The following is a 20725-nucleotide window of genomic DNA, read 5'->3' as shown; positions in this document are numbered from 1 at the left end:
CTGCTTGAATCAGGACGTCGGCCGAAATGTGACCGACGAGTCACAACATACTTCTAAGAAACTTTTTGCCGGTTAGAGAACCCTCAGGTTCCGCCTCAGACCGGCAGACTGCCCGCCAATAATAATACCCGTCGACCTGCTGTACCGGATCGACATGGGCCTCCAAATTTCAGGCGTATGCCTACCTGTCACAAAGCTCGTGCAATCTCATTTGCGCGCATACCCGCTTGCTTGGAGTCTTATGACATGAGGCCAGAAATCGCTGTGCTGGATATACAGGGTCAGTATCGGGTTTACACGGAGTTCTATCGCGCAGACGCCGCAGAGAAGACCATTATTCTGGTCAACGGCTCGATGGCCACGACTGCGTCGTTTGCACAAACCGTGAAAAATCTTCATCCGCAGTTCAACGTGGTCTGCTACGACCAGCCCTACGCGGGCAGGTCAAAAGCCCACAACCGGCATGAGAAATTGCTGACCAAGGAAGTCGAAGGGCAGATCCTGCTGGAGCTGATCGACCACTTCGCCGCCGAACACGTGCTGTCGTTTTCCTGGGGTGGCGCCGCGACCCTGGTCGCCCTGGCCCAACAGCCACGACGCATCGAAAAAGCCGTGATCAGCTCGTTCTCTCCGGAGATCAACTCGCACATGCTCGACTATCTCGAGCGCGGTGTTGACTACCTCGGCAGCCGTGACGGTGACCGGGTCGGCAACCTGGTGAACAGCACCATCGGCAAACACCTGCCAACGTTGTTCAAGCGCTTCAACTACCGCCACGTCAGCAGCCTGGCCGAGCATGAATACGGGCAGATGCACTTTCACATCAGCGACCTGCTCAACAGCGATCGCCAGTGCTTTCTCAAAGCCGCAGAGAAAATCAACGTACCGGTGCTGTTCATGAACGGCGAATGGGACGAATACACCGCCGCCGATGGCGCCCGGTTGTTCGCCAACCACGTGCAACACGCCACCTTCAGCACCCTTCAGGCCACCGGCCACTTTCTCGACATGGAGCACAAAGCCGCCTGCCGAGACAGCCGCGACGCACTGCTGGGCTTCCTGAAACCGGCGCAACACGCCAGCCGACCGCGTTACCACTACGTCCAGGACCAACATGCATTGGCCATCTGAAACAGCGTCATCGCGAGCGAGCTTCGTCCTACAGTGTTGAACGCATTCCTGTAGGTGCGAGGCTTGCCCGCGATAGACCGTTTCACCTGCGCTAAACGCATCGCGCACAAAGAAAAACTTCATTTCCACGCGCACATCTGGTACAAAGTCAGCCGCTCTGAGCGGGTGTCGTATAATGGCATTACTCCAGCTTCCCAAGCTGATAACGAGGGTTCGATTCCCTTCACCCGCTCCAATCGAATTTTTGTCTCACGTGGTTTTTTGACGGGGGATGCAGGTAAAGAAAAAACCGGCCTTGATGGCCGGTTTTTTTGTGTCTGGGGTTTGTGATTCGAAGGCGGAAATTAACGTTTTCGCGCAAAACCGATGTTTTGTTAGCGTTTTTCTTGCCTCAGTAACGTTTTTGTCGTCACCCTTTGCCCAGTCTGACCAGATCAACGCGGAGACCGTGGAATGAACCTAAAGTCAATTCGCAGCCAAGAAGACCTGAACGCTGCATTTGCTCGTGTGGAACTGCTGTGGGGTGCAGACATTGGTTCGCCTGAAGGTGATGACCTGGAAACTCTGGCGCTGCTCATCGAAAAATACGAAGACGAGCATTACCCAATACCACCCTCCGATCCGATTGAGGCCATTAAATTTCGTATGGATCAGAAAGGCCTGACTCTTCGAGATCGGGAGTAAGTGAACCGCTGATTTTTCATCCTGAACGCTCAATCAACGCCTGCCATTAGCTGTCGAGCCCAATCGCCAGTGGCATGAAAGTGGCCAATTATCGAAAAGGCAAGGTCCTACACTACGGTGGGAATTGTCCGTAGACTTGCGCATTGCTGCACTGTTGTCACGAGGCCTATAGTCCGTTCCGCGCCCAAATGGCGTATTGGGTTTGGCGACTCGATGACAACGATTCAGAAACACTCCGAGCTTTTTCGGAGTTTTTTCTGACTGCACTTTGCTGCGCTTTTTTTGGTAGCTGTGCGTGGGAGACCTTCGGGTCTGCCGGTTTCACCGTTGTCCGGTTCGCCAACCCGCGTGCAGCTGCCACCCTATTGTTTGGCGACGATTGAGTGGTAGATCTTTCACCTACTAACGGTAATCACTCATGAACGAATACATGGCTTTAACCAGCAACGCCGACGATCTTCCCTCCCTGTTCGTCAACACCACCCAACCGCTGCATTCACTGCTCAGCACCGCCAGTTACAGAATCCGGGCCGTGACGCAGCTTCTTGAAAACCTCGCTATGCGAGGCGACATCACGTCTGACGCGGTGATCCTGAGCGACTTTGCGTTGCTCTGCTGCGTGCCCTTGCGCGATGGTTGCGATGTGCTGGACGTGATCGCTCGACGCATGGATGCGGAATAGTTCTGACTTAGAGCGGGCGTCTTTCGAGGCGCCCTTTGCGTGTCATGACCGGCTGTCATTGGTCACCAAGAGATTGCACGAGCGCTCTATCACTGTGGCGAGGGAGCTTGCTCCCGCTGGGTCGCGAAGCGGCCCCAAAAAGGGACTGCTGCGCAGTCCGACGGGAGCAAGCTCCCTCGCCACAGGTTCGGTGTCACGCTTAACTGCCTTACATCGCTCTGGATGGCTGTTTGTAATTGAATAGAGCTTACACCCCCCCAACGCTCAACCCGTTCCCCCTCCCCGCCCAACCCGCTAGCATCACCCCTATCCTCAACCACCCTCTCCCCGGCGCGGCCATCGACGAACACGCGCCATCACTCTTCGAGGGAACCCAATCGGCCGCACATCAAGTGCCGCCCATGAACGATCTCAACAGAGCCTTCCAAACATGACTCAAAACATCTACGACGACCCAGCATTTTTCCAGGGCTACAGCCAGATGGCGCGTTCCATTGGCGGTCTCGACGCAGCGCCTGAATGGCCTGCGCTCAAAGCAATGCTGCCGCCCATGAAAGGCCTGAAGGTCGTGGACCTCGGCTGCGGTTATGGCTGGTTCTGCCGCTGGGCCAGTGAAAACGGTACCGATAGCGTGCTCGGCCTGGACGTCTCGGAAAAAATGCTGGAGCAGGCACGCAAGACGACGTCGACAACCAACGTCCAGTACGTCCGCGCCGATCTGGAACAACTCGATCTGCCCGCAGCCAGTTTCGATCTGGTCTACAGCTCTCTGGCACTGCACTACATCAAGGATATCCCTGGCCTGTTCGCCAAAATCCACGCAGCCCTTAAACCCGGTTCACACTTCGTATTCTCCATCGAACACCCAATCTTCATGGCCCCGCGCAATCCGGGCTGGCTGATTGATAGCGAAGGGAACAAGCGCTGGCCAGTGGACAGTTATCAACGGGAAGGCGAGCGGGTAACCAACTGGCTGGCCGAAGGCGTGATCAAGCAGCACCGCACCATCGGCACGTTGCTTAATACGCTGATTGACGCAGGTTTCAGCATCCGGCATGTCAATGAATGGGGCCCGAGCGATGCAGAGGTGACGGCGCAACCGGCCCTGGCCGAAGAGCGGGAGCGGCCGATGATGATGCTGGTCAGCGTGCAGCGCTGAGAGCGATGCCGGGTGATCGTAACTTTTGCGTAAGAATTCCCGATACCCGGTAAAGACTACGTATCGCGGCGTTGGGCCGGTCCACAGATACCTTATTCTGCCGGCTCACCTTTCACCTAGAGATCAACATGGACCATTCAGAGTTGGGGATCATGATCATTTCGATGATCGGGTTGTTCGGCTTTGCTTCGTTTATTTTTGAATACCTGAGTGCCAAGCAAAGGGACAGATAACGTTCGGCGTGATCCGTCCCTTTTTGCCCTAGCGCGTCGCGACGATGAACAACCGCGGGAACGGCAGCAGCACCGACCCATCGCTCAATGCTGGATAAGCCTGCTCGATGGCGGCGTGATACTGCTTGAGGTAGTGCGCCTTCTCCGCGTCATTCAGCGGTTCGAGAAACGGCCGCAAGCCACTGCCCTTGAACCACTCGACCACACCCGACGCACCGCCCGCGAGCGGGTGATGGTAGGTGGTGCGCCACACGTCGACTCGCGCACAGTGCGGTCGCAGCATCGAGTAATAATCGCTGGGGCTCGCCATGTCCGTGCGTTGCCCTGCCGCGTCCGCCAGCTTGCCGGCCCACGGCCCATCGGCGGCGACTTCGCGCATCAGGCGATGGGACGGTTCGTTGAGATTGTCGGGCATTTGAATGGCCAGGCTGCCACCCTGAGTCAATCGGGCGGCCAGCGAAGGCAATAACGTCGCGTGATCGGGTACCCACTGCAACACCGCGTTGGCGAAAATCACATCGAACGGACCCGGTTCGTTCCAGGTATCGATGTCCGCCGTGTCGAATTGCAGCTGCGGCAATCGCTTGCGGGCGGCCTCGATCATATCGGTCGAACTGTCCAGGCCACGCACCGTGGCATCGGCGAAGCGCTCCACCAGCAACTCGGTCGAATTGCCGGGGCCGCAACCGATGTCGATGGCCGAACGCGCATCCACGGGCGGAATCGCCGCGAGCAAATCACGGGCCGGACGTGTGCGTTCATCTTCAAAAGCGACGTATTGTTTGGCGGACCAACTCATTGCGTTCTCCTGTCGGTGCGTTGTTGTGGGCAGCGGCGCACAACCGGTTCGCTACGATACCTCGACCGGTGCGCGCGCCCTATCCCGACGTTTGGATAGCGTTGCAAAAGTCAGGAATCTTATTGAGCATTTTTATCGCGAAATCTTCTTGCGCCATAACAAAACCGACCGTTCGTCGAGCCAGCAACCAAGCAATTTTGACAGCCTGCATATCGCATCTATAGTCCTAATCGCGGCCTGTCGGAAGGAACCCGACTCATCAGTTTGCACGCAGGAGCAAGGCCAATTTACTCCCGTGATCATTGGGTTCCAACCGTAGTGTTTTCGCAGCGGCCGCAAGGCAAGCAAGCGTTGTTGTGCCTGGAAAGATGCCAGGCGCTCACTATGTACAAGGAGCTTTATTATGTCTCGAGTCACGGATGTTCTTGTTTCAATCGACACTGAAACCATTCTGAAAAACTACCCGAACATCAGCAAAAATCCCGCCTCGCCGACGCTGATCGACGTCAATCATGTGTACATGGTGACCAACCGCGACAACGTGATAAATGGCCAGGCCGGTGGCGAGCTCAACTTGAAAGCCCAGGTGGGCGACCTGATTCGCTGGCGTGAAACCAGCCTGTCGCAGAGCTTCGAGACGGCAGTGATTTTCTACAAATTCATTGGCAACGTCGGCAACGAATTAATCTCCACACCCACGCCGCGCAAGGCTACCGCCTGCGTCGCTGTTCCCAACACCAGCAATCCGTCGGTGCCGAGCTGCCAGAAAGTCGATAACCATTACTGGTCTTCGGAAACCTTGTCGTGCGGCAGCGTGACCTACCACTTTCACTTCCTGATCGTGGATCGCGACTGCAAGATCGTCGGCTGCTGTTCGTGGGATCCGTTCATCACCATCCGTAACTGACGATGGTCTGGCCCCTTGGCGACAAGGGGCCAGCCGAGTTCGATGCCGCCTCGACAGGAACGGGATGTCTTGCATGAACCGAAGCGGCTGCCGTAGTAACGTCAACATCATGAAAGGAATCCATGATGACTTCCGAACCGATCAAATCCCCTTCATCCAGTGTCGCGACCACCCACAATGTGTTGCTGGTTGTTGATGCTGAATCCCTGCTTTCACGCTATCCAGATCCCAGCCTTGAGCCCGATAAACCGACGTCTATTGCCGACGGCTTTATCTTCGCCATCAACGGATCTTCGACACCGCAAAGTACAATAAATGACAGCTCTATTACGCTAAGCCTCGGCACCGGATCGACTATCCATATCCGCAGCAGAACCGTCAGCTTGCTCGCTGAGCACAGCGTGGTGTTTTATGAAATGACTGTTGGCGATGCCGGCGTACTTTCGTCACCTGAATTGGTGGTGAAGGAAAACCTGACCGTGCCTGCACCCGACCCCGAAAACCCGACCGAACCGGGCAGCCACACGGCCGATGATCATTTTTGGCAGTGCACGCAATTGGCCGCGGGGGTTGAGGCGTGTGAGCTGAACTTCATGCTGATTGATAAGAGCTGCGAGGCGTTGGGCTACTTCCGCTGGGCAGTCGATGTGAAGCTGACACCCTGGGCCATAGGTGCCTCCGTACAAAGGTAGGGGACATCGCAGAATTGGTGTTTTAAGTCGAATTTTCAACACGCCGTCGCTGTCTGAAATTCAGGCGCATCCCTATAAGGAACACGGTAATGAAATTCGCAAAAATCTCGCAGAAACTCGCCCTGTGGGCCGGCAGTCCCAAGACGTTTATGGGGGCGTTGATCCTGATTGCGCTGTGGGGGTTGAGCGGGCCGATTTTTGATTACAACGACACCTGGCAGCTGATCATCAATACCTCAACCACCATCATCACGTTCCTGATGGTGTTCCTGATCCAGAACACGCAGAACCGCGACACCGACATCCTGCACTTGAAAATCGATGAGTTGCTGCGGGTTAACAAGGAGGCACAAAACGCGATGCTGGGGCTTGAGGCACTGGACCTCAAGCAACTGGAGGCGTTGCGTAAACACTATCGCGCCATGGGCGAAAAAGACGTGCATGGCTTGGCGGGGCTGGCAGCTTCGAGCAAGCGCAAACAGGATCTGAATGAGTGCTGAGCACAAACAAAAACGGCGCGTGATGTGAATCACGCGCCGTTTGCTTTTAACGTCGTCAAACGCGGTGCTATCGACCGGCTTGAAGCGCCCTGGCCATTTGCAGATGGTTTTGCAATTTTGGCAGCGTTTCCTCAGCGAAGGCTTTGATTTCCGGCACGTCGGTTGTCTGAGCGACTTGTTGAAGCTGCTCGATGGCTTCCTGGGTCGTCTTCACCTGGCTAGCGGTATAAGCCTGGTCAAAGGACGTTCCGTCCTTCACTTCAGGCATCAAGGTTTTGGCCTTGTCGACCACTTCTTCCCGTGGGGCAACCGGCAGGTCCAGCTGCTTGGCGATTTTCGCCAGATGCTGGTTGGCGGTCGTACGGTCATTGATGACCACGATGGTGTAGTCCTTGACCTCTTTGGATTCGGTTTTCTGGTGCGCCAGGCGACTGGCCTCGATGTCGGCCATGCCTATAGCCGAGGCATCGTTGATGAATTCGGCGGGCGACTGGGCGAAGGCACTATTGGCAAACAGGCCCAGCAACATAGCAAAACTGGCAGTGCGTAATCGGGTGGCCATCCGGCTCATGGTCGCGCCCTCCTTCTGAAAAAATTCAAGCGGGAGCTTTCGCCCCCGCCTCTCAATCAAAACTACCTTCACCGACTACTTCGACTTCTGACCGCCTTTGCGGCCCATATCGGGTTTCGCAGGGTCTTTATCGACAGTCGTGGTGGTAGTTTTCCCACCTTTGCGACCGGCTTCAGACGCCTTCGTTCGATCGTTGGCGAAGTTTCCCGAGTTCGAGTTTCTTGAATTAGGCATGATTCTCTACCTCTTGGTGATGATCGCAGCGAGCAGGAGCCCGCATAGAATCTGAATTTCGATCACCGCAAAGGTTTAGAAAAAATGGAATCCCCGCGACGAACGGTGGCCGATTTTTCAGGCTCCAAGGCGCTGGTGATGCTGGCGTTTGGCAGCGTACATGGCCTCATCGGCATGCCGGAACAGCTGGTTTTCTTCTGTGCCGTGTTCGGGGTAATGCGCGACGCCGATACTTGGCTGGATGTTCACGCTGTGCCCATCCAGGCGCAGGGGTTGCGCCAGAACCTGACGGATTTTTCCCGCAACGCTATCAGCGTCTTCCGCCGCGTGGATGCTGTGCAACAACACCACAAATTCATCCCCACCGATGCGCGCCACCGTGTCGGTCTCGCGCACGCAGCCTTTGAGCCGATTGGCGACCGCTTGCAACAGCATGTCGCCGACCGCATGACCGTGCGTGTCGTTGACTTCCTTGAAGCGGTCGAGGTCGACGTAGAGCAGCGCCATCCGTCCGCCATCCGCCCGAGCCAGGGTCAGTGAATCCTTGAGCCGGTCGCGCAGCAACTCCCGGTTGGGCAGTTGGGTCAGTTGGTCGTATTGGGCCATGCGCTGCAGTCGCGCATGCAGTTGCTTGCGCTCGATCGCGGTCGCGACCTGGGCGCAGACGTATTGCAGCAATTCCTTGTCCTGCTCGGTGTAACGCTCGCCCCCGGGTACGCTTTTGACGATCAGCGCGCCGATGGTACCGTTCTGCGAGTTCAACGGCACACCCAGCCAGCAAGGCGAATCCGGTCCGGCGACCAGCACCTCGAATCCTTCTGGCGGACTTTGCTGGTCCGGGGTCAGCAAAATCGGCAGGCCCGTGCGAATCACCTCGGCACAGAGGCGCCCGGTGATGGTTCCGGGTTGCTCGGGTTGCAGTTCGTAGTCATCGACATGATAGGGAAAATTCAGCTGCGCGCAGTGCTCGTCATACAGCGCCACGGAGAAATTCAGCGCTGGCAGCCATTCGCCGATGATCAAGTGGATGCGCTTGAACAACGCCAGCAAATCCTCCGCCGCATGGGCCGCTTCGGAGATTGCATACAATGCCGCTTGCCGGGACTCCGCCTGCTTGCGCTCGGTGACGTCTCGGGCTACGGCGATGCGCAGTTGATCGACTTCGGACCAGCGCGCCGACCACAGGATATGCACCACCGCGCCGTCCTTGCGCAGGTAGCGGTTTTCAAAGTTGAGCTTGGGCTCGCCGCCCATGATCTCGCGTGCCGCGTCGAGGGTGCGCTGACGATCGGCGGGATGCACCATGTCAATCATCGGCTGGCCGATCAGCTCGTCCGGTGTGTAGCCGAAAATACGCTCGCAGGCCGCGCTGACAAATACGAAGCGACCTTGTTTATCCACCGCACAGACGGCGTCCAGCAAGAGATCGATGTAGCTCGCCAACGGCGCGGAATTTCTGGTTGCCATGGTGCGATGAGCGTGTCCGGACAATGCAGCAAAAAGAACCCTCCCTGACCCGTTCAGTACAGCTGACGCATCCGTGCGCTCAACCTCAAGCCTTGTTCGTCACCAGCCCCGGCAGCGCATGAGCGAGGGCGTTGATGGCGAAACCGATAAACATCACCCCGCATAACCGGGTGATCGCCAGTTCATGGCGTTGATACAAGGTGCGAACCTGCCGCGCACCGACAATGCCAATGAGGATAGCGTAGGCCATGAGGCCACCGATAAAGCTCAGGACAATCAACCACGGCAGCATCGACCAGTGCAGCAATTCCGCACGGCTGGACAGCAGCGCAGTGAACGTCGCCACCGCCACGGGGTAAGCCTTTGGATTGGTCAGGCCGAACAGAATGCCGTGCCAGAAGGGCTGGCGAGCCGGGCCTTGCGGGGCATCGGCGCTGCTGCGCTTCGCCCGTATTGCGCGTAAACCGAGCCAAAACAGGTACAACCCGCTGAGCACGCCCAACACATCGAACGCCGTGCTGCCGATTTCCCGTGCGCCGACAATGGCGATCAGCGCCGTGCTGCACCAAACCACGTCCCCCAGCAAATGCCCGCAGAGAAACCCCGCCCCTGCCCGTCGACCCCGCGCCGCGCCGATCCCGAACACCGCCAATACACCCGGCCCCGGTGTGATGCCATAAATAAAGCCCGAGGCGAGAACGGCCATGAGCAGCGATGGGGTCATGGGAAATCCTTTTGAACTATTTGGTGAGTGGGCGCAAGTCTATCTCAGGTCTCCGGAATATCGACTGACTGATCGTCGAAGAACTTCATCCCCGCATACGGACGCTCGCGACAGGCTGCCAGCCGCGACGCCAGGTCGCCGACGTGGGCCTCGAGCTTGTGGCCGTCCGGGTCGAGGAAATAGAAGGACGCGCCTTCGCTGCGGTTATCGCGCCATTCCTGCACTTTGGCGGAACGCAGGTGTTCGACGAATAAGGGGAAATCGGTGACGCTGATGGTGAAGGCGTAGTGGGTGTAATCGGCGGCGGGTTCGGGCTTGAGCAGTGGATCAACGGACAGGCACAGCCACAAACCCGGTAGTGAAAGATAGGCGCCGGTATCCCAGGAGGCTTCGAGGCGCAGTTGCAGCAGATCTTGATAGAACGCCACGCTGCGGTTCAGGTCGGTGACGGCGAGGGTCAGGTGGTTGAGGCCGGTGAGCATTTTGATAACCTCATGGGTATTCAACGGTTTTCGGAATGCAAAACAAAATGGAAAAGACTAAAGCCAAAAGCTACAGCGGTTCGCGTGTGGCTACAGACGTAATCCGCAAACCCTCATCACAGGAGGCATCGATGACCGACGAAATCGAGCAAGCGTTGAAAGAGGCGGATAGCGGTGACTTCGTGAGCCCTGAGGATGTAAAAGCGGTCGTTAACAGGTGGGTAACGAATATCAGCTAATGCGCAGTTTTCAAAACAAACCGTTTGTCATTAGCCGCACTCTGTCCCCTCCCCAATCCGCCCATTCAACCAGTTCAACGCCTGATCCCCACCCCGCCGCTTGTGCCAGACCAGCACAAACGTAAACGACGGAATATAAAACGGGGGCGGAACCACGATCAGCGAGCGTTCATCAATCTCGCGCAGCCCACGTGAAGCCACGGTAAGGATCAGGTCCGTGCCGCTGATGAATTCCGGAGCGACGCTCCAGTGCGGCAGGCTGATCGCGACGCGACGGCGTTCGCGCAACGCCGTCAGGGCGCGTTCGATTTCCGGAGTGCCGCTGCCGCGCATTTCCAGCAGGACGTGTGGCCGCGCGAGGTAGGTCGGCAGGTCGAGACCGCCATGGGCAGGCAGACTGTTGCGGTCCACGAGGCAGGCGTAGTGCTCCTCGAACAGCGGGGTGCTGCGCAGTTCGTTCGGCAGTTCTGGAAAGACGCCGGCTGCCAGATCGATGTCGCCGTTGAGTACCGCATCGAGCATGCCTTCGCGGCTGGCATGGCTGATTTGCAGGTCGATGCCCGGGGATTCCCGGCGCAACGTGCGAATCAGGCCAGGCAGGACGATAGCGGCGCCATAGTCGGACATCGCCAGACGAAACGTGCGCTTGGCCGTGGCCGGGTCGAAGGCGTTCGGCGCCAGCAGCGTTTGCACCTGGGCAAGGGCTTCGGCCAAGGGGGCGATCAACTCCAGGGCTCGCGGAGTGGGCACGAGCGTGGCACCCGCGCGTACGAGCAGCGGATCGCCAAGCAGATCGCGCAACCGCCCCAGGGCATGACTGACCGCCGGTTGACTCAGGTGCAAACGTTGCGCCGCCCGCGTGACGTGTTGCTCGCTGAGCAGGGCGTCGAGGATCACCAGCAAGTTGAGGTCGATGCGCCGTAGATCATTCATCTGCTGCATGTTCTGCATAGCAATTTGGAATTTAAATCTGCGCGACGAATACTCTAGAGTCCAGCAAAACCTGTTGGAGAATGATCATGAGTACGTTGCATTGGAGCGGGCTGTTGCTGTTGGCCGTGGTGGCTGGGGCGGTGGTGCCGTTTCAGAGTGCGATCAACGCCAACCTCACGCGTGGGTTGGGTCATCCGTTGTGGGCGACGCTCGCGTCATTGCTGGTGAGCATCGTGGTGTTGTTGCCAATCATGCTGGCGATGCGCTTGCCCCTGCCGTCGCTGGCATTCATCAGCAAGGCGCCGTTGTGGATGTGGGCCGGTGGTGCGTTCGGGGTGTGTTTTATTTCGTTGGCGCTGATGCTGCTGCCCAAGCTTGGGGCGTCGGGGTTTATTGCGTTGGCGCTGGCGGGACAGGTGGTGGCTTCGTTGGTGCTGGATCACTTCGGGTTGTTTGGGTTGGTGGAACGGCAGATGACGTTGCCGCGCGTGGTTGGGGCGGTGTTGTTGATGGCGGGGGTGGCGTTGATTCAGTTCAGTGCTGCGCCAGGGAAGGGGTTGGTGACGGCGGGTTGAGGATGACTGACAGTGAGATGCTGACTGTCAGGCCGCCATCGCGAGCAGGCTCGCTCCCACAGTTGATCTAAGGCGTGGCATAGATCGAGTGTAGGAGCGAGCCTGCTCGCGAAGGCGGCCTGAACAGCACCGCAGATTTTAGAACTTGTCGAGCGTGCGCAACTTCTGCGGCAACCCCCACAGCAGCAGCGCAACCGCGATCAGCGCGCAGACAGCAATGACGTACAGCGCCGGAGTGGTGCTGCCGGTCAGGTCCTTGATTCGCCCGACCATGACCGGGCTGACGATGCCGCCGAACTGGCCGAGGGTGTTGATCACCGCGATCCCGCCAGCAGCCCCGGCGCCCGCACCGGCCAGCAGTTTTGGCGGCAGGGTCCAGAAGCTTGGGATGGAGGCGATGATCCCGGCACCGAGCAAGCCCAGCGCGACAATCAGGAACGTCGTGTGGTTGGCGAAGATCCCCGCGCAGAAGAAGCCCACCGCGCCCACCGCGACCAGACCTGCAACAAACTTGCGTCGTTCACCAGTCGAGTCGGACAACCGTCCGATCACCACCATGCTGATGGCGCCGCAGATGTACGGGATGGCGGTCAGCAAACCGATCATCACCGGGCTCTCGGTGCCGGCGCTGCGGATCAGTTGCGGCGCCCAGAAATTCAAGCCGTAGGACGCCACCTGAATCAGGAAGTAGATCAGCCCCAGGGTCAGGAAACCCGGGATGCGCAGCGCGGCGAGCAGCGAGCCGCCACTCTTGTGCGGTTCATGGTGCGCAATGCGGCTGGCCAGCAGGGTTTTCTCCGACGGCGTCAGCCAATGGGCGTCTTCGATGCGGTCCTTGAGCAAGGTCAACACCAGCAAGCCGAGGCCGATGCAGGGTACGCCGCCCAGCAGGAACAGCCAGTGCCAGCCGCGCATGTCCATAAAACCGTCGAGGTGTTGCAGCACCAACCCGGAGAACGGTGCGCCAACCAGACCGGCAAATGCCGACGACAGGAACAGCATCGAAGTGATGCGTCCGCGATAGTGCTGCGGGAACCACAGCGTCAGGTAATACAGCACACCTGGCGCAAAACCGGCTTCCATCGCACCGATCACGAAACGCAGCGCGTAGAACTGCCATTCGCTGTTGACGAAGACCATAGCGGCGGTGGCGAGGCCCCAGGACATCATGATCCGGGCGATCCAGCGCCGGGCGCCAACCTTGTACAGCATCATGTTGCTCGGCACTTCGAAGATCACGTAGCCGACCACGAACAGCCCGGCGCCGAGACCGTAAGCGGTGTCGCTCAGGCTCAGGTCGGTCTGCAGCTGGAACTTGGCGAAGCTGATGTTGATGCGGTCGAAAAAGGCGAACAGGTAGCAGACCATGATCAGCGGCATCAGGCGCCAGGCGACCTTGCTGACCAGGGCTTTTTCGTCATCGTGGCTAACGGACGGGCTCGCGCCCGCCTCCAGTACATTGAGGCTCATGGTGCTTTCTCCAGGCGGACTTCCCTTGGGTGTCCGATTGTTTTTGTTGTCTGGTTGAGAGGGTCGGTGTGAATGCTTTTTTTCTGTGGGAGTGAGCCTGCTCGCGATAGCGGTGGTTCAGTCGACATCTCTGTTGGATGTGACTCAGTCATCGCGAGCAGGCTCGCTCCCACAGGGTATTTGCGGTGTTCAGGAAGGCACTGGGTGCAAGTCGCAATTTCGTCCGGCCTTGGCCAGTTGGCCGGGCACTTCGTGGCCCAGCAGTGCCGGCAATCCTCGGGACAACTTCAGCAACAGCGGCAGGTCGATGCCGGTATGAATGCCGATTTCATCGCACAGGTTGACCAGGTCTTCGGTGCAGATATTGCCCGAGGCGCCCGGCGCGAACGGGCAACCACCAAGGCCGCCGAGCGCTGCGTCAAAACGTCGGGCACCGGCCTCGTAGGCCGCCAGCACATTGCACAAACCTAGGCCGCGGGTGTTATGGAAATGCAGGGTCAGATCCGTCGGCGAAACCCGTTGCAGAACTCGTCTTACCAACCGGTCCACCTGCCGCGGATTGGCCATGCCGGTGGTGTCGGCCAGGGTAATGCCCTGGATGCCTAGTTCCTGATAGGCCTCGACGATTTGCAGCACGCGATCCTCATCGATCTTGCCTTCGAACGGGCAACCGAAGGTGGTGGCGATGCTGCCGTTGAGTCGCACCTGCGTGCCACCGACGAATTGCACGATCTCGCCGAACGCCGCCAAGGAGGCTTCGCAACGCATGCGCATGTTGGCCAGGTTGTGGGTCTGGCTGGCGGACATCACCAGGTTCAGCTCATCGGCCCGGGTCGCCAGCGCCCGCTGCGCGCCTTTGAGGTTGGGGATCAACGCGACGTAGATCACCCCCGGTTGCCGGGTAATGCCCTTGAACACCAGTTCGCCATCGCGCAGCGCCGGAATAGCCTTGGGCGACACGAACGAACCGGCCTCGATGCGGCTGAAACCGGCCAGCGACAGCTGATCGATCAGCGCAATCTTGTCGACGGTTTCGACCCAGGTCGGCTCGATCTGCAAGCCGTCGCGGGGGGAGACTTCCTGAACGATCAGGGTCTCGGAAAAATCAGTGATCATTGCACCACCCCTTCTGCTTTCAGCCGTTCGATGTCCAGCGCCGTAAGGCCCAGCCCTGCGAGGATGCCGTCGGTGTGCTGGCCCAGACTTGGCCCGGACCAGTTCACGCCGCCGGGGGTTTCGGACATTTTCGGCACGATGCCGGGCATCTTCACCGTGGCGCCGCCAGGCAGGTCGGCGCTGAGCAGCATGTCACGCGCCTGATAGTGCGGATCGGCGACGATGTCGGCGACTGAATAGATGCGCCCGGCCGGCACTTCGGCAGCCTCCAGCGCCGACAACACTTCATCGATTGGCAGGCTGCTGGTCCAGTGAGTGATCGCCGCATCGAGCACGTTACTTTTCAATGCACGACCGTCGTTGTGCGCAAACTCCGGCGCTTCGGCCAGGTCGCGACGACCGACCACTTCCATCAGACGCTTGTAGATCGGGTCGCTGTTGCCGGCGATTACCACGTAGGCACCGTCGGCCGTGAGGTAAGTGTTGGACGGCGCGATGCCCGGCAAGGCGCCGCCGCTGCGCTCACGCACATGGCCGAGCATGTCGTATTCGGGCACCAGGCTTTCCATGACGTTGAACACGCTTTCGGCCAGCGACACATCGACGACTTGACCGCCACCCTGCCCGGTCTTGACCCGCAGCAACGACATCAAAGCGCCGATCACCGCGTGCAGCGACGCCAGCGAATCGCCGAGGCTGACGCCGACCCGCGCCGGAGGCGAGTCGGGATTGCCGGTGGTGTAGCGGATCCCGCCCATGGCCTCGCCGATGGCGCCGAAACCCGGACGGTCGCGGTACGGGCCGGTCTGGCCGTAACCGGAAATGCGCACCAGCGTCAGGTTGGGGTTGAGGGCGTGCAACACGTCCCAGCCCAGACCGAGTTTTTCCAAAGCGCCCGGCCGCAGGTTTTCGATCAGCACGTCGGCGCTGGTCGCCAGTTGCTTGACCAGTTCGATGCCTTCGGGGGATTTGAGATTGAGCGCCAGGGATTTCTTGTTGCGCGATTGCAGGTACCACCACAGCGAGGTGCCTTCATGCAGTTTGCGCCATTTGCGCAGCGGGTCGCCCTGGCCCATGGCTTCGATCTTGATCACTTCGGCGCCGAACTCGGCGAGCATGCGCGCGGCGAACGGCGCGGCGATCAGCGTGCCGATCTCGATCACTTTGATTGCACTCAAGGGGGCAGTCATCGCGGGGTACCTCTATGTTGTTCTTGGAATATGAGCCAAGGCTAGAGGACCCGGGGGCGATGAATCCAACCTTCAGTTGGCAACGTTCGTTCGCGAAACGCGAACGCTCTGAAATTTTCGCGACCTTGAGGCCGCCATCGCGAGCAGGCTCGCTCCCACAGTGGATCTGTTGCGAACACATAACCCCCTGTGGGAGCGAGCCTGCTCGCGATGAGGCCCGCCCATTCAACCGAGATTGATCAGACCGGCCCACGCAACTGCTCAAACAACATCCGGCTCACCGGCGACAACGCCGCTTCATCGCGCACCACCAGAATCAACGCCCTATCCGACCAGTCATCCGTCAACGGCACCGCATGCAACCCCAACGCCCGGCCAAACAATTCATAGGCCTTCTGCGGCAGGATGCCGATGCCCATGTTGGCCTGAACCATCCGGCACATCGCATCAAAACCCGGCACATGAATCCGCAACCGCAGCACCTTGCCCGCCTTGCGCGCCGCCGCGTGGGTGCGCATGTTGATAGAACTGGCGGAATGCAGTCCGACGTAATCGCTGTCAAGCGTATCGGCGAAGGCCAGTCTGGAACGACTGGCCAACGGATGATCGGGCAGCATCAACACCACCAGTTTGTCCTGGCGATACAGCACGCTGTGCAAGTCTTTGACGTCGCTGTCACTGGAACAGATCCCAAGGTCCGCGACACCGTCCAGCACACCTTGAATCACCCCGCTGCTGGGACGTTCTTCCAGGTCAGTCTTGACCTGGGGATGACGCTCGGAAAAGTCCCGCAGGTCTTCGGGCAAGAACTGAATAATCGCCGACAAGTTGGCGAGCATCCGCACATAACCGCGAATGCCATGGCTGTGCTCGCCCAGTTCGAGGCCCATTTTCTCGACGTTGAACAACATCTGTCGGGCGTGATGCAGCAGGGTTTCACCGGCCGGCGTCAGGGTCATGCCTTTGGCCTGGCGCACGAACAGACTGATGCCCAGCGCCTCCTCCAGCTCCATCAGCCGTTTGCTGGCTGCCGACACCGCAATCGCTTCGCGGGTCGCGGCACGGGTCAGAGTGCCTTCTTCGTGGACGGCGACAAACAGCTGGAGGGTGATCAGGTCGAGGCGGCGGATCAGGCTTTTTTGCAACATGGAGGGCTCGATGACTTCAGGTCGGCTGAGTCGGCAGGATAGCCCGGTTTTAGCCCACAGCATCACACGCCATCGCCCTTCGCTTAAATCTCATTGACCGATCACGACAAGGAGATCGCTGAAAAAGTCGTGCGACTTGATGTAGCTTTACGCACCCACGACGGGGACGTCGGTTTCTGAAATCCAAGGAAGACTCAATGAAGAGCAGCACCACCCTCCTCGTCACCTGCAGCACGGTGTTTCTCGCCCAATTGGGCATGAGCATTTACCTGCCGGCGCTGCCGGACATTGCCCGGCATCTGTCCGCAGAGGCTTCACAAGTGTCCTGGGGATTGGCGGTGTACCTGATCGGCATGGCGTTGCCGATGCTGTTCTGGGGCAGCCTCGGTCAGCGCCTTGGCCGCAAACCGGTGTTGCTCGCGGCACTCGGGATCTACGGCTTGGGTAACCTGGCCCTGCCTTTGGGGCAGACGCTTGAATCTTTCCTGGTGTGGCGGCTGGTTCAGGGGATTGGCGCCAGCGGGATTTCCGTCATGGCGCGGGTGCTGATCCGCGACAGTTTCCGCGGTGACTTGCTGGCCAAGGCGCTGTCCTGGATCTCGATTTCCTTCGTGGTGGCGCTGGGCATCGGCCAGTACCTGGGGTCGATCATTCAGGTGGCGCTGGGTTGGTCGGCGATTTTCTATTTGTTGGGTGGTGTGAGCCTGTTGATGGCGCTGGTCGTGTCGCGGGTCACGTTTGCGCTGCTGGCTGAAGACAATGTTCTGTCGTCCGCCTGGCCGAGTTACTGGCGCATTCTGCGGGATCGAGCGTTCCTGCTGCCGGCCCTCACCGGCGGCCTCGGTTATGGCGTGATCATCGCGTTCAACACCGCGGCGCCGCTGATTCTGCAAGGCCCGTTCAACTGGTCGGCCGTGGAATACGGGCTGTTGGGCTGGCCGATCAGCGCGGCGTATTTCCTGGGGGCGTTGGGGGTGAATGCCTTCGTGCTTCGCACCGGTCGACGCTGGCTGATGACAGCGGGCGTGGGCCTGGTACTGGGCGGCTGCGCGGTGATGTTGCTGGGGAGCATCGCGGGCACATCCGTGGCGCTGCTGTTCTGGTTGCCGTACTGCTTTGCCGTGTTCGGGCAGTCGTTGAACTACCCGATCAGCCTGGCCCTGGCCAACGACGGCTCGCCGGTCGGCGGGGCGTATGCGATGGCGTTGAGCGGTTTCATTCACCAACTGATGGCTGCCGTCATCGGCGCGATTACCAGCCTGATCGCCAGCCAGCAGGCATGGCCACTGTCGCTGTTTTGCACCTTGCTGGCCTTGAGCGCGATGCTCTGCGTGATGCTCGCGCGCGGTCGTCTAACCGATTAAAACGCGTTGCGGAAAATCTCCTCGATCTGGCGCTGATCGGCCACCCGTGGATTGGTCAGTCCACAGGCGTCTTTCAGCGCGTTGGTGGCGAGAATCGGGATGTCGTTTAGCCTGGCGCCGAGTTCACGCAAACCGGCAGGAATCTCCACGTCTCTGGACAGGCTGCGGATCGCGAGGATGGCTGCTTGAGCGCCTTCTTCCGGGCTAACACCACGGGTATCGGCACCCATCGCGTGGGCCACATCCTTCAGGCGCGGCGCGCACACCAGCGCATTGAAACTTTGCACGTGGGGCAGCAGCACCGCGTTGCACACGCCATGGGGCAAGTCGTAGAACCCGCCCAACTGGTGAGCCATGGCGTGGACATACCCCAGCGATGCATTGTTGAACGCCATGCCGGCGAGGAACTGCGCGTAAGCCATGTTTTCCCGTGCGGCCATGTCGCTGCCGTCGCGTACAGCCAGGCGCAGGTTGCTGCTGATCAACGTGATCGCCTTCAGTGCGCAGGTATCGGTGATCGGGTTGGCCGCGGTGGACACGTAGGCTTCGATGGCGTGAGTCAGCGCGTCCATGCCGGTGGCAGCGGTCAGGCCCTTGGGCATGGCGACCATCAGCACCGGGTCGTTGACCGACAGCAGCGGCGTGACGTTGCGGTCGACGATGGCCATTTTCACGTGGCGCGATTCGTCGGTGATGATGCAAAAACGGGTCATCTCGCTGGCCGTGCCGGCGGTGGTATTAATGGCGATCAGCGGCAGTTGCGGCTGGGTGGACCGGTCGACGCCTTCGTAATCGCGGATCTGCCCGCCGTTGGTCGCACACAACGCGATGCCCTTGGCGCAGTCATGGGGTGAGCCGCCGCCGAGCGACACCACGAAATCACAGCGACTTTCCTTGAGCAGGCCCAGGCCGCGCTCGACGTTGGCGATGCTCGTGTTCGGTTTGGCGCCGTCGAAGATCACCGAGTCGATGTCCTGCATCGCCAGCTTGTCGGCAATCATCTTCGCCACGCCGGCCTTGGCCAGCACGGCGTCGGTGACGATCAGCGCCTTGCGAAAGCCGTACTTGCCAATGGCGTCCATGGCTTCGTCTAGGCAATCGTTGCCCATGATGTTCACGGCGGGAATGAAAAACGTGGTGCTCATGAGTGATTCTCCTGGGCTGGGCCGAATCGGCAGCGCCGATCCAGCGGGTACCCACAGGATCGACCTATCGGTTACGCAGTAACTTGATCTGGCTCAACTCCCGGTCGTGATAAAGTCGCCGCCCATCAGCCCCTTTGCCTTGAGACTTTGAACCGCAATGACCGATTTCCAGGATGTTGATGCCCAACTTGAAGACTGGAACGCCTTGCGCACCGCAGCCTCGTTCAGCGGCTTGCTGGTGGGCAACGGCGCCAGCCGTGCGGTGTGGGACGATTTCGGTTACGACTCGCTGTTCGAAAACGCCCGCACCGTTGAAGAAAAGCCCCTGAGCCAGTCTGAGCTGAGCGTGTTCGACGCTATGCAGACGCGCAGTTTCGAGCAGGTGCTGAGCGCGCTGAAAACCACCAGCCGCGTCAACAAGGCGCTGGCCGTCAGCTCTGCCGCGCCGCGCAATCGTTACTACGCGATCAAGGAAGCGCTGATCAACACGGTCCACGCAGTGCACATCCCTTGGCGGCTGGTAGTGCCTTCGACCCTGGCGACCATCAGTCAGGAACTGGGCCGTTATCGGACGGTGTTCACCACCAACTACGACTTGCTCAATTATTGGGCGATCCAGCATCAGCCAGGAGCAATCACCGATCTGTTCCAGGGGACCGAACCGGGTTTTGACTTGAGCGCCACGGCGACCGAAAAAACCCGTTTGTTGTATCTGCACGGCGGGCTGCATCTGGTGCGCAATCAGGACGGCACGGCACGCAAACTGATGTCGACCGAGGGCACGTTGCTGGGCAGTTTTGCGATCAACAATACGATCAAGACGCTGGATGACGTGCCACTGTTTGTGAACGAAGGACCAAGCGCGGACAAGCTCAAGACCATTCGCAGCTCGGATTACTTGTCGTTTTGCTACGACCAGTTACTGAGCCATGGCGACGGCTTGTGCCTGTTCGGGCATGCCTTGGGTGAGCAGGACAGCCACATCATCCATGCGTTGCGCCAGGCGCAACCGAAGGTGGTGGCGATCTCGATTTATCCACGCAGCAAGGCGTTTATCCAGCATCAGAAGCGGCATTACGCGAAGGTGTTTGAAGGGACCGGGAGTGAGCTGCGGTTTTTTGATTCGAAGACGCATGCGCTCGGCAGCCCGAAGCTCACTGTTCCGGTTGAGGTTTAGCGGCGGCTGGGCTGGCCCCATCGCGAGCAGGCTCGCTCCCACATTTGATCGCATTCCTTCTGGAGGAACTCGGTTAAATGTGGGAGCGAGCCTGCTCGCGATG

21 protein-coding genes, 1 tRNA gene and 1 pseudogene are annotated in these 20725 nt (G+C 59.3%); 11 read left to right on the top strand and 12 right to left on the bottom strand.

From position 1 onward, the window contains the following. Positions 1–246: 246 nt before the first annotated feature. The 5 genes and pseudogenes from ACRC4F_RS17785 to ACRC4F_RS17765 all read left to right on the top strand — a co-directional run bounded on the left by ACRC4F_RS17785 (position 247) and on the right by ACRC4F_RS17765 (position 3656). Positions 247–1131: an alpha/beta fold hydrolase gene (locus ACRC4F_RS17785; RefSeq protein WP_438660529.1), complete on the top strand. Its 885-nt coding sequence runs from the start codon at positions 247–249 to the stop codon at positions 1129–1131. Between the two features lie 161 nt (positions 1132–1292). Continuing rightward, positions 1293–1366: transfer RNA gene (locus ACRC4F_RS17780), tRNA-Gly, on the top strand. Positions 1367–1584: 218 nt separating this feature from the next. Next, positions 1585–1812, top strand: a pseudogene (locus ACRC4F_RS17775) (helix-turn-helix domain-containing protein); the annotation flags it as partial. A gap of 421 nt (positions 1813–2233) precedes the next feature. Next, positions 2234–2497: a short-chain dehydrogenase gene (locus ACRC4F_RS17770; RefSeq protein ID WP_438660528.1), complete on the top strand. Its 264-nt coding sequence runs from the start codon at positions 2234–2236 to the stop codon at positions 2495–2497. Positions 2498–2927: 430 nt separating this feature from the next. Then, positions 2928–3656, top strand: coding sequence for a class I SAM-dependent methyltransferase (locus ACRC4F_RS17765; protein WP_438660527.1), 729 nt, complete (start codon positions 2928–2930; stop codon positions 3654–3656). Between the two features lie 261 nt (positions 3657–3917). On the opposite strand, the gene tam is transcribed toward ACRC4F_RS17765, so the two are convergent. Then, entirely contained in the window at positions 3918–4688 is a 771-nt protein-coding gene (gene tam / locus ACRC4F_RS17760) for a trans-aconitate 2-methyltransferase (protein ID WP_438660526.1), read from the bottom strand. Between the two features lie 403 nt (positions 4689–5091). Between tam and ACRC4F_RS17755 the strand changes: the two genes are divergently transcribed. The 3 genes from ACRC4F_RS17755 to ACRC4F_RS17745 all read left to right on the top strand — a co-directional run bounded on the left by ACRC4F_RS17755 (position 5092) and on the right by ACRC4F_RS17745 (position 6787). After that, entirely contained in the window at positions 5092–5595 is a 504-nt protein-coding gene (locus tag ACRC4F_RS17755; RefSeq protein ID WP_090181110.1) for an inclusion body family protein, read from the top strand. A 125-nt stretch (positions 5596–5720) separates the two neighbouring features. After that, a complete protein-coding gene (locus tag ACRC4F_RS17750) occupies positions 5721–6287 on the top strand; it encodes an AidA/PixA family protein (protein WP_438660525.1) in 567 nt (188 codons plus the stop codon). 89 nt (positions 6288–6376) lie between these two features. Next, the gene (locus tag ACRC4F_RS17745; RefSeq protein WP_438660524.1) at positions 6377–6787 is read left to right on the top strand and encodes a low affinity iron permease family protein; all 411 of its coding nucleotides are present in this window, start codon (positions 6377–6379) and stop codon (positions 6785–6787) included. A gap of 67 nt (positions 6788–6854) precedes the next feature. On the opposite strand, the gene ACRC4F_RS17740 is transcribed toward ACRC4F_RS17745, so the two are convergent. From ACRC4F_RS17740 to ACRC4F_RS17715, 6 genes are all read right to left on the bottom strand, one after another. Continuing rightward, positions 6855–7358, bottom strand: a complete 504-nt coding sequence (locus tag ACRC4F_RS17740; RefSeq protein ID WP_438660523.1) for a DUF4142 domain-containing protein — start codon at positions 7356–7358, stop codon at positions 6855–6857. Between the two features lie 75 nt (positions 7359–7433). Then, positions 7434–7592: a KGG domain-containing protein gene (locus ACRC4F_RS17735; RefSeq protein WP_010462447.1), complete on the bottom strand. Its 159-nt coding sequence runs from the start codon at positions 7590–7592 to the stop codon at positions 7434–7436. A gap of 117 nt (positions 7593–7709) precedes the next feature. Continuing rightward, positions 7710–9059, bottom strand: coding sequence for a diguanylate cyclase domain-containing protein (locus ACRC4F_RS17730; protein ID WP_438660522.1), 1350 nt, complete (start codon positions 9057–9059; stop codon positions 7710–7712). Positions 9060–9144: 85 nt separating this feature from the next. Further along, positions 9145–9783 (bottom strand): LysE family translocator, encoded by a 639-nt coding sequence (locus ACRC4F_RS17725; protein ID WP_438660521.1) that lies wholly within the window; start codon positions 9781–9783, stop codon positions 9145–9147. A 44-nt stretch (positions 9784–9827) separates the two neighbouring features. Continuing rightward, complete coding sequence (gene fos, locus ACRC4F_RS17720) at positions 9828–10265, bottom strand: fosfomycin resistance glutathione transferase (protein ID WP_438660520.1); 438 nt, start codon at positions 10263–10265, stop codon at positions 9828–9830. 269 nt (positions 10266–10534) lie between these two features. After that, positions 10535–11446, bottom strand: a complete 912-nt coding sequence (locus ACRC4F_RS17715; RefSeq protein WP_438660519.1) for a LysR substrate-binding domain-containing protein — start codon at positions 11444–11446, stop codon at positions 10535–10537. A gap of 77 nt (positions 11447–11523) precedes the next feature. Between ACRC4F_RS17715 and ACRC4F_RS17710 the strand changes: the two genes are divergently transcribed. After that, entirely contained in the window at positions 11524–12012 is a 489-nt protein-coding gene (locus tag ACRC4F_RS17710; RefSeq protein WP_438660518.1) for a DMT family transporter, read from the top strand. A 138-nt stretch (positions 12013–12150) separates the two neighbouring features. Here ACRC4F_RS17710 and ACRC4F_RS17705 read toward each other — a convergent pair whose 3' ends face one another. The 4 genes from ACRC4F_RS17705 to ACRC4F_RS17690 form a co-directional block, all read right to left on the bottom strand. Next, positions 12151–13482 carry an MFS transporter gene (locus ACRC4F_RS17705; RefSeq protein ID WP_438660517.1) on the bottom strand — a complete coding sequence of 444 codons (1332 nt, stop codon included), beginning with the start codon at positions 13480–13482 and terminating at the stop codon, positions 12151–12153. A gap of 189 nt (positions 13483–13671) precedes the next feature. Beyond that, the gene (locus ACRC4F_RS17700) at positions 13672–14598 is read right to left on the bottom strand and encodes a hydroxymethylglutaryl-CoA lyase (protein WP_438660516.1); all 927 of its coding nucleotides are present in this window, start codon (positions 14596–14598) and stop codon (positions 13672–13674) included. Then, entirely contained in the window at positions 14595–15788 is a 1194-nt protein-coding gene (locus ACRC4F_RS17695; protein WP_438660515.1) for a CaiB/BaiF CoA transferase family protein, read from the bottom strand. Before ACRC4F_RS17695 ends, ACRC4F_RS17700 begins: the two co-directional genes overlap by 4 nt. A gap of 239 nt (positions 15789–16027) precedes the next feature. After that, positions 16028–16936 carry a LysR family transcriptional regulator gene (locus tag ACRC4F_RS17690; protein ID WP_438660514.1) on the bottom strand — a complete coding sequence of 303 codons (909 nt, stop codon included), beginning with the start codon at positions 16934–16936 and terminating at the stop codon, positions 16028–16030. Between the two features lie 197 nt (positions 16937–17133). Between ACRC4F_RS17690 and ACRC4F_RS17685 the strand changes: the two genes are divergently transcribed. Then, positions 17134–18300: an MFS transporter gene (locus tag ACRC4F_RS17685; protein ID WP_438660513.1), complete on the top strand. Its 1167-nt coding sequence runs from the start codon at positions 17134–17136 to the stop codon at positions 18298–18300. On the opposite strand, the gene yiaY is transcribed toward ACRC4F_RS17685, so the two are convergent. Continuing rightward, positions 18297–19445 (bottom strand): L-threonine dehydrogenase, encoded by a 1149-nt coding sequence (gene yiaY, locus ACRC4F_RS17680; protein WP_438660512.1) that lies wholly within the window; start codon positions 19443–19445, stop codon positions 18297–18299. The genes ACRC4F_RS17685 and yiaY overlap by 4 nt on opposite strands. A 157-nt stretch (positions 19446–19602) precedes the next feature. Here yiaY and ACRC4F_RS17675 point away from each other — a divergent pair, with 157 nt between their 5' ends. Further along, positions 19603–20622 (top strand): DUF4917 family protein, encoded by a 1020-nt coding sequence (locus ACRC4F_RS17675; RefSeq protein ID WP_438660511.1) that lies wholly within the window; start codon positions 19603–19605, stop codon positions 20620–20622. The last annotated feature ends 103 nt before the right edge of the window (positions 20623–20725 follow it).

It is taken from the genome of Pseudomonas sp. (assembly GCF_051660785.1).
In the GTDB taxonomy this organism is placed as follows: Bacteria; Pseudomonadota; Gammaproteobacteria; order Pseudomonadales; family Pseudomonadaceae; genus Aquipseudomonas.
Note: the sequence above shows the minus strand (reverse complement) of the source record. Positions and strands in the feature narration are given on the sequence as shown.

Coding starts and splice junctions, on each gene's coding strand:
- ACRC4F_RS17785 (WP_438660529.1), top strand. CDS start 247: ATGAGGCCAGAAATCGCTGTGCTGGATATACAGGGTCAGTATCGGGTT.
- ACRC4F_RS17770 (WP_438660528.1), top strand. CDS start 2,234: ATGAACGAATACATGGCTTTAACCAGCAACGCCGACGATCTTCCCTCC.
- ACRC4F_RS17765 (WP_438660527.1), top strand. CDS start 2,928: ATGACTCAAAACATCTACGACGACCCAGCATTTTTCCAGGGCTACAGC.
- tam (WP_438660526.1), bottom strand. CDS start 4,688: ATGAGTTGGTCCGCCAAACAATACGTCGCTTTTGAAGATGAACGCACA.
- ACRC4F_RS17755 (WP_090181110.1), top strand. CDS start 5,092: ATGTCTCGAGTCACGGATGTTCTTGTTTCAATCGACACTGAAACCATT.
- ACRC4F_RS17750 (WP_438660525.1), top strand. CDS start 5,721: ATGACTTCCGAACCGATCAAATCCCCTTCATCCAGTGTCGCGACCACC.
- ACRC4F_RS17745 (WP_438660524.1), top strand. CDS start 6,377: ATGAAATTCGCAAAAATCTCGCAGAAACTCGCCCTGTGGGCCGGCAGT.
- ACRC4F_RS17740 (WP_438660523.1), bottom strand. CDS start 7,358: ATGAGCCGGATGGCCACCCGATTACGCACTGCCAGTTTTGCTATGTTG.
- ACRC4F_RS17735 (WP_010462447.1), bottom strand. CDS start 7,592: ATGCCTAATTCAAGAAACTCGAACTCGGGAAACTTCGCCAACGATCGA.
- ACRC4F_RS17730 (WP_438660522.1), bottom strand. CDS start 9,059: ATGGCAACCAGAAATTCCGCGCCGTTGGCGAGCTACATCGATCTCTTG.
- ACRC4F_RS17725 (WP_438660521.1), bottom strand. CDS start 9,783: ATGACCCCATCGCTGCTCATGGCCGTTCTCGCCTCGGGCTTTATTTAT.
- fos (WP_438660520.1), bottom strand. CDS start 10,265: ATGCTCACCGGCCTCAACCACCTGACCCTCGCCGTCACCGACCTGAAC.
- ACRC4F_RS17715 (WP_438660519.1), bottom strand. CDS start 11,446: ATGCAGCAGATGAATGATCTACGGCGCATCGACCTCAACTTGCTGGTG.
- ACRC4F_RS17710 (WP_438660518.1), top strand. CDS start 11,524: ATGAGTACGTTGCATTGGAGCGGGCTGTTGCTGTTGGCCGTGGTGGCT.
- ACRC4F_RS17705 (WP_438660517.1), bottom strand. CDS start 13,482: ATGAGCCTCAATGTACTGGAGGCGGGCGCGAGCCCGTCCGTTAGCCAC.
- ACRC4F_RS17700 (WP_438660516.1), bottom strand. CDS start 14,598: ATGATCACTGATTTTTCCGAGACCCTGATCGTTCAGGAAGTCTCCCCC.
- ACRC4F_RS17695 (WP_438660515.1), bottom strand. CDS start 15,788: ATGACTGCCCCCTTGAGTGCAATCAAAGTGATCGAGATCGGCACGCTG.
- ACRC4F_RS17690 (WP_438660514.1), bottom strand. CDS start 16,936: ATGTTGCAAAAAAGCCTGATCCGCCGCCTCGACCTGATCACCCTCCAG.
- ACRC4F_RS17685 (WP_438660513.1), top strand. CDS start 17,134: ATGAAGAGCAGCACCACCCTCCTCGTCACCTGCAGCACGGTGTTTCTC.
- yiaY (WP_438660512.1), bottom strand. CDS start 19,445: ATGAGCACCACGTTTTTCATTCCCGCCGTGAACATCATGGGCAACGAT.
- ACRC4F_RS17675 (WP_438660511.1), top strand. CDS start 19,603: ATGACCGATTTCCAGGATGTTGATGCCCAACTTGAAGACTGGAACGCC.